The following is a 6926-nucleotide window of genomic DNA, read 5'->3' as shown; positions in this document are numbered from 1 at the left end:
GCCGTGGTCCCTGCGGCAGGGACCACGGCGCCCGGGCACATCCGCCGGCGAGCGATCAGCCTCCGTTCACCAGCTCCTTGAGCGCGATGTTGAGCTGAAGGACGTTGACCCGCGGCTCGCCCACGAAGCCGAGGATCCGGCCGTCGGTGTGCTGCGTCACGAGCTTCTCGACCTGGTCGACGCCGAGGTGGTTCCGCTCGGCGACGCGGCGCACCTGTAGCTGTGCGTACGCCGGGGAGATGTCCGGGTCGAGGCCGGACCCGGAGGAGGTCACGGCGTCGGCCGGCACGTCCGAGGGACGGACCGGGTGTCCGGGCACGGAGTTGTCCTCGACGACGGCGGCCTTGGCGTCCGTGACCCAGTCGATCAGGTCCTTGTTGTCGCCGGACCGGTTCGTCGCCCCGGACAGGATCAGCTTGTACTGGGTGTTGACGCTGTTGGTGCCGAGCCCGTTGGACGGGCGCGGCTGGAACCACCTGAGGTCCGGGGCCGGGGTCTTCTGGCCCTTCTTCAGCGGGAGGTCGTAGCGCTGGCCGATCAGTTCGGAACCGACGACCTTGCCGTTCGCCGTGATCTCGGAGCCGTTCGCCCTGCCCGGGAGGAGGCCCTGGGCGACGCCGGTGACGGCGAGCGGGTAGATCACGCCGCAGACGACCGTGAGGACGAGCAGGGCGCGCAGCCCGGCCCAGAGCAGCCGAACGGTGTTTCCCGCGGAGTTGTTCATGGAGGTCATGGCGCGATCAGCCGATTCCGGGAATGAGGGAGAGGATCAGGTCGATGATCTTGATGCCGATGAACGGGGCGACCAGGCCGCCGAGCCCGTAGATCCCGAGGTTCCGCCGGAGCATCGAGTCGGCGCTGCTCGGCCGGTAGCGCACGCCCTTCAGGGCGAGCGGCACCAGCGCGATGATGATCAGCGCGTTGAAGACGACGGCGGACAGGATCGCGGACTCCGGCGAGGACAGCTGCATGATGTTCAGCTTGTCCAGGCCCGGGTAGACCACCGCGAACATCGCCGGGATGATCGCGAAGTACTTCGCGACGTCGTTGGCGATCGAGAAAGTGGTCAGGGCACCGCGGGTGATCAGCAACTGCTTGCCGATCTCGACGATCTCGATGAGCTTGGTCGGGTTGGAGTCGAGGTCCACCATGTTCCCGGCCTCCTTGGCGGCCGAGGTACCGGTGTTCATGGCCACGCCGACATCGGCCTGGGCGAGCGCCGGGGCGTCGTTCGTGCCGTCACCGGTCATCGCGACGAGCTTGCCACCGGCCTGCTCACGCTTGATGAGGGCCATCTTGTCCTCGGGCGTGGCCTCGGCGAGGAAGTCGTCGACCCCCGCCTCCTCGGCGATCGCCTTCGCGGTCAGCGGGTTGTCGCCGGTGATCATCACCGTACGGATACCCATCCGGCGCAGCTCGTCGAACCGTTCCCGCATGCCTTCCTTGACGACGTCCTTGAGGTGGATGACGCCGAGGATCCGGGCACCCCGCTCGTCGTCGACGGCGACCAGCAGCGGGGTACCGCCCGCCTGGGAGATCCGGTCGGTGAGCGTGCGGGCGTCCGGCGAGACGGTGCCGCCCCGCTCCTCGACCCAGGCGACGACCGAGCCGGTCGCACCCTTGCGGATCCTGCGCCCCTCGACATCCACACCGGACATCCGGGTCTGTGCGGTGAAACCGACCCACTCGGCCCCGAGGAGCTGGCCCTGGTGGCGCTCGCGCAGCCCGTACGCCTCCTTCGCCAGGACGACGACGGAGCGGCCCTCGGGTGTCTCGTCGGCCAGGGAGGAGAGCTGGGCGGCGTCCGCCAGTTCGGCCCCCGTCACCCCCGCGACCGGGACGAACTCCGCGGCCTGCCGGTTGCCGAGCGTGATGGTCCCGGTCTTGTCGAGCAGCAAGGTCGACACGTCGCCGGCGGCCTCGACGGCGCGTCCGGACATGGCGAGGACATTGCGCTGGACGAGGCGGTCCATGCCGGCGATGCCGATCGCGGAGAGCAGCGCGCCGATGGTGGTCGGGATGAGGCAGACCAGCAGGGCGGTCAGCACGATCATCGACTGCCGCCGGCCCGCGTAGATCGCGAACGGCTGCAGGGTGACGACGGCCAGCAGGAAGACGATGGTGAGGGACGCGAGCAGGATGTTGAGCGCGATCTCGTTGGGCGTCTTCTGCCGGGCGGCGCCCTCGACCAGGTTGATCATCCGGTCGATGAACGTCTCACCGGGCTTGGTGGTGATCTTGATGACGATGCGGTCGGAGAGCACCTTCGTACCACCGGTGACGGCCGAGCGGTCGCCGCCCGACTCCCGGATGACCGGTGCCGACTCCCCCGTGATGGCGGACTCGTCGACGCTGGCGACGCCCTCGACGACGTCACCGTCGCCGGGGACGATGTCACCGGCCTCGCAGACCACCAGGTCACCGATACGCAGATCGGTGCCCGGGACACGCTCCTCGCTCTTCCCGACGAGCCGGCGTGCGACCGTGTCGGTCTTGGCCTTGCGCAGCGTGTCGGCCTGCGCCTTGCCGCGGCCCTCGGCGACCGCCTCCGCCAGGTTGGCGAAGATCGTGGTGAGCCAGAGCCACGCGGCGATCGCCCAGCCGAACCAGTCGGTCGGGTCCAGGGCGGCGAGGACGGTGGTGAGCACCGAACCGACCAGGACCACGAACATCACCGGCGACTTGACCATCACCCGCGGATCGAGCTTGCGGACCGCGTCGGGGAAGGACTTGAGCAGCTGCTTGGGGTCGAACAGCCCCGCGCCGACGCGTCCTTCGGTCCGATGACCGGCGGCCGCGTCCTGGTGCGGTGCCAGGTCCTTGGTGACAGTGGACATCGCGTCCTCATGCATCGATTCGTCGTGTTGCGTACGTGTGGTGGTCATGACGCCAGCCCTTCGGCCAGCGGCCCCAACGCCAGGGCCGGGAAGTAGGTCAGCCCGGCGACGATCATGATCGTGCCGACGAGCAGTCCGCTGAAGAGCGGCTTGTGGGTGCCGAGAGTGCCGAGGGTCGCCGGTACGGGCCGCTGCTCGGCGAGCGAGCCGGCCAGAGCCAGGACGAAGACCATGGGCAGGAACCGGCCCAGCAGCATCGCGAGCCCGATCGTGGTGTTGAACCACTGGGTGTCCGCGTTGAGCCCGGCGAATGCCGAACCGTTGTTGTTGGCGCCGGAGGTGTAGGCGTACAGGATCTCGGAGAAGCCGTGCGCACCGGAGTTGGTCATCGAATGGACCGGGGTGGGCAGGGCCATCGCCGCCGCGGTGAAGCAGAGCACCAGTGCCGGGGTGATGAGGATGTAGCAGGCCGCGAGCTTGATCTCGCGGGTGCCGATCTTCTTGCCGAGGTACTCGGGGGTGCGGCCGACCATCAGACCCGCGATGAACACCGCGATGATCGCCATGATCAGCATGCCGTAGAGGCCGGAGCCGGTGCCACCGGGGGCGATCTCGCCGAGTTGCATGCCCAGCATGGCGATGCCTCCGCCGAGGCCGGTGAACGAGGAATGGAAGGAGTTCACCGCTCCGGTCGAGGTGAGCGTGGTGGCCACGGCGAAGATCGACGATCCGCCGACCCCGAAGCGGGTCTCCTTGCCCTCCATCGCCCCGCCCGCGATGTCGAACGCGGGTCCGTGGTGGGCAAACTCGGTCCACATCATCAGCGCGGTGAAGCCGAGCCAGATGACGCCCATCGCCGCGAGAATCGCGTAGCCCTGCTTCAGCGAGCCGACCATCCGCCCGAAGGTGCGGGTCAGCGAGAACGGGATGACCAGGATCAGGAAGATCTCAAGGAGGTTCGAGAGCCCGTTGGGGTTCTCGAAGGGATGCGCCGAATTGGCGTTGAAGTAACCGCCACCGTTGGTGCCCAACTCCTTGATGGCCTCCTGCGAGGCGACCGCACCGCCGTTCCACTGCTGCGAGCCGCCCATGAACTGCCCGACCCCGTGGATGCCGGAGAAGTTCTGGATGGCGCCGCACGCCACGAGCACGAGCGCGGCGATCGCGGCGATCGGCAGCAGGATCCGTATCGTGCCGCGCACCAGGTCGGACCAGAAGTTGCCGAGCTCACCGGTGCGGGAACGGGCGAAGCCCCGTACGAGCGCCACCGCGACGGCGATGCCGACGGAGGCCGAGACGAAGTTCTGTACCGCGAGGCCGCCGGTCTGGACGACATGGCCCATGGCCTGCTCGCCGTAGTACGACTGCCAGTTGGTGTTCGCCACGAAGGAGGCCGCCGTGTTGAACGCCTGATCGGGGTCGATCGAGGAGAAGCCGAGCGAGCCGGGCAGGCTGCCCTGGAGCCGCTGCAACAGGTACAGGAAGAGGACGCTCACCGCGGAGAACGCGAGGACACCACGGAGATAGGCGGGCCAGCGCATCTCCGTGTCGGGATTGGCGCCGATGGACCTGTATATCCACTTCTCGACCCGGAGGTGCTTCTTCGAGGAGTAGACGTCGGCCATGTAGTCGCCGAGCGGACGGTACGCCAGACCCAGCGCCACGACGAGCGCGAGCAGCTGGAGCACGCCGGCGAGGACGGGGCTCATATCGGGCTCAGAACCTCTCCGGGTACAGAAGGGCGAGGACGAGATAGCCCAGCAGGGCGACGGCCACGATCAGACCGACGATGTTCTCGGCAGTCACAGCTTCGCCACCCCCTTGGCGACGAGAACCACCAGCGCGAAGACCGCGATCGTGGTGACGACGAAGGCCAGATCGGCCACCGTGTGCTCCTAGATGAGGTTCGGATTCTCGGACCTCTTGAGCAAACCCCCGTCCGAAGCCCCCGTGGCCTGCGTTGATGGCTTCCTTACGAGGAAGGTCGCGCCCTTGACGGCGCCCATACGTGCCGCATACGCGCCCCATACACGCACCGGTGAGCGTGCTCCGTCACGCACTCCGCGGGCGCGCTCCCCGGACATGGAAAAGCCGGTGGGCCGCACCTCCCTCGAAGGGAAGTACGGCCCACCGGCCGAAGCTGTCACGCGCCCCGGGAGGCGGTTCAGCGCACCTCGGTGATCTCGGGCCCGCGCTGGAGCTGGCCCATGCCACCGGAGAACTTCGAGCTCTCCTGGTCCTCCTGCTGCACGCCTTCGGGCACCATCTGGGCGTCGCTGGGGAGCTTGAGGACGATCGGGTCGCGCGGGGCCATCGGGCCCTCGCCACGGACGACCACGGTGTCCCGGAAGATCGTCTCCAGCAGCCCGGCGGCCTGCGGCTGCACGGCACCCTGGCCGGAGATCACTCCGCGCAGGAACCAGCGCGGCCCGTCGACGCCGACGAAGCGCACCAGTTGCACGCCGTTCTTCCCGTCCGGAAGCTGTACGGGGACCTGTGCCCGCAGCTCCCAGCCCAGCGGGCCCTCGACCTCGTCGATGATCCCGCCCTGCTGGGTGATGCCGGCAGCGATCTCCTCGCGGACCTCGCCCCAGATGCCCTCCTTCTTGGGGGCGGCGAAGGCCTGCAGCTGGATCGCGCTGTCACTCAGCACGACGGTGGCGGCGACGATCGCGTCGCCGGCGACCTCGACGCGCAGCTCCATGCCGTCGACCCCGGGCACGAAGATGCCACCCAGGTCGACCCGGCCCTCGGCGGGCTGGGAGACCTCGTCGATGTCCCACGGCCCGTCCGGCCGCGGCGCCGGCGGGAGGTTCACCCGGCCCGCTCCGCTCTCGGCGGCGTCGGTGTCGTCGAGCTCGTCGACGACCTGCTCGGCCTCGCGCGCTTCGTCCGCCACGTCCTCGGCGGACCCACTCTTCTTGCGACGTCCGAACACGTCACTGTCCTTCCCGGTCGGGTACGACCGAAGCGTAGCTGTTCCCGCCCTGGGTGATCCCGCCCCTGACGCCGTCAACATCACCCGTGGCATGCCCTCCGGTGGAACCGAAGCCGCCCTCGCCCCGCGCCGAGCCGGGCAGTTCCGACACCTCGTGGAAGCGCACCTTCTCGACCTGCTGGACGACCAGTTGGGCAATCCGGTCGAACCTCTCGAACCGCACGCTCTCGCGCGGGTCGAGATTGATGACGATGACCTTGATCTCTCCACGGTACCCGGCATCAACCGTCCCCGGCGCATTGACAAGGGCGACTCCGCAGCGGGCCGCGAGACCGGACCGCGGATGCACGAACGCGGCGTACCCGTCGGGCAGCGCGATCGACACGCCGGTGGGCAGCATCGCGCGTTCGCCCGGGGCGAGCTCGGCGGCCTCGGTGGTGACCAGATCGACCCCGGCGTCGCCCGGGTGCCCGTATGCCGGAATCGGCACCTCCGGATCGACCCTGCGAAGCAGTACGTCGACGGGACGGCGCATCAGGGGTTCACCTCGAAGGCACGGGCGCGCCTGACCTGGTCCGGGTCGGCCATCGCCGCCTGGATCTCGGCGGGGCGGCCGTTCTCGATGAAGTGGTCGACCTTGACCTCGATGAAGAGGGCCTCCGCGCGGACCGCGACGGGCCCGTCCGGGCCGCCGATCCGGCCGGTCGCCCGGGAGAAGATCTTCCGGCCGTGCACGGCGGTGACCTCGGCGTCCAGGTACAGCACGGTGTCGACCGGCACGGGCCGCACGAAGTCGGTCTCCAGCCGCCCGGTCACCGCGATCACCCGCAGCAGCCAGTTCAGCGAGCCCAGCGTCTCGTCCAGCGCCGTCGCCAGGACGCCGCCGTGCGCAAGGCCCGGGGCCCCCTGGTGGGCGGCCTTCACCGTGAACTCGGCGGTGACGCTGACACCCTCGCCGGCCCGCGCCTGGAGGTGCAGCCCGTGCGGCTGTCCTTCACCGCAGCCGAAACAGTGTTCGTAGTGCGCGCCGAGGAGCTCGCCGGGGACCGGGGCGTCGGGATGCCGAACCGGTTTCACCGCGTCGGCCGGTGGCTGAAGAGCCGCAGATGTTCCACTCACAGGCGCAGACCTTACCCGCGCGGACAGCCACG

The 6926-nt window shown here is 69.1% G+C and carries 7 protein-coding genes; all 7 read right to left on the bottom strand.

Annotated elements, in window-relative coordinates:
- Positions 1-55 precede the first annotated feature (55 nt).
- A complete protein-coding gene (locus tag ACFU6I_RS18685) occupies positions 56-724 on the bottom strand; it encodes a potassium-transporting ATPase subunit C (RefSeq protein ID WP_384367631.1) in 669 nt (222 codons plus the stop codon).
- A gap of 16 nt (positions 725-740) precedes the next feature.
- A complete protein-coding gene (gene kdpB / locus ACFU6I_RS18680) occupies positions 741-2885 on the bottom strand; it encodes a potassium-transporting ATPase subunit KdpB (RefSeq protein ID WP_384367616.1) in 2145 nt (714 codons plus the stop codon).
- The gene (gene kdpA / locus ACFU6I_RS18675) at positions 2882-4546 is read right to left on the bottom strand and encodes a potassium-transporting ATPase subunit KdpA (protein WP_384367613.1); all 1665 of its coding nucleotides are present in this window, start codon (positions 4544-4546) and stop codon (positions 2882-2884) included. Before kdpA ends, kdpB begins: the two co-directional genes overlap by 4 nt.
- 7 nt (positions 4547-4553) lie before the next feature.
- On the bottom strand, positions 4554-4643 hold the full coding sequence (gene kdpF / locus ACFU6I_RS18670; protein WP_037701211.1) for a K(+)-transporting ATPase subunit F: 90 nt from the start codon (positions 4641-4643) through the stop codon (positions 4554-4556).
- A 358-nt stretch (positions 4644-5001) separates the two neighbouring features.
- Positions 5002-5775, bottom strand: a complete 774-nt coding sequence (locus tag ACFU6I_RS18665; protein ID WP_384367610.1) for a DUF3710 domain-containing protein — start codon at positions 5773-5775, stop codon at positions 5002-5004.
- A 1-nt stretch (position 5776) separates the two neighbouring features.
- The gene (gene dut / locus ACFU6I_RS18660) at positions 5777-6310 is read right to left on the bottom strand and encodes a dUTP diphosphatase (RefSeq protein WP_266980656.1); all 534 of its coding nucleotides are present in this window, start codon (positions 6308-6310) and stop codon (positions 5777-5779) included.
- A complete protein-coding gene (locus ACFU6I_RS18655) occupies positions 6310-6894 on the bottom strand; it encodes a PaaI family thioesterase (protein WP_384367607.1) in 585 nt (194 codons plus the stop codon). The genes dut and ACFU6I_RS18655 overlap by 1 nt, the downstream gene beginning before the upstream one ends.
- Positions 6895-6926 lie beyond the last annotated feature (32 nt).

Source organism: Streptomyces sp. NPDC057486, from assembly GCF_042802415.1.
GTDB lineage: Bacteria > Actinomycetota > Actinomycetes > Streptomycetales > Streptomycetaceae > Streptomyces > Streptomyces yanii.
The sequence above is the reverse complement of the archived record's forward strand: the minus strand, read 5'-3'. Positions and strand labels throughout refer to the sequence as shown.

What these genes read in the sequence shown, in the direction of transcription:
- kdpA (WP_384367613.1), bottom strand. Translation starts at nt 4,546, where the DNA reads ATGAGCCCCGTCCTCGCCGGCGTGCTCCAGCTGCTCGCGCTCGTCGTG.
- kdpB (WP_384367616.1), bottom strand. Translation starts at nt 2,885, where the DNA reads ATGACCACCACACGTACGCAACACGACGAATCGATGCATGAGGACGCG.
- dut (WP_266980656.1), bottom strand. Translation starts at nt 6,310, where the DNA reads ATGCGCCGTCCCGTCGACGTACTGCTTCGCAGGGTCGATCCGGAGGTG.
- ACFU6I_RS18685 (WP_384367631.1), bottom strand. Translation starts at nt 724, where the DNA reads ATGAACAACTCCGCGGGAAACACCGTTCGGCTGCTCTGGGCCGGGCTG.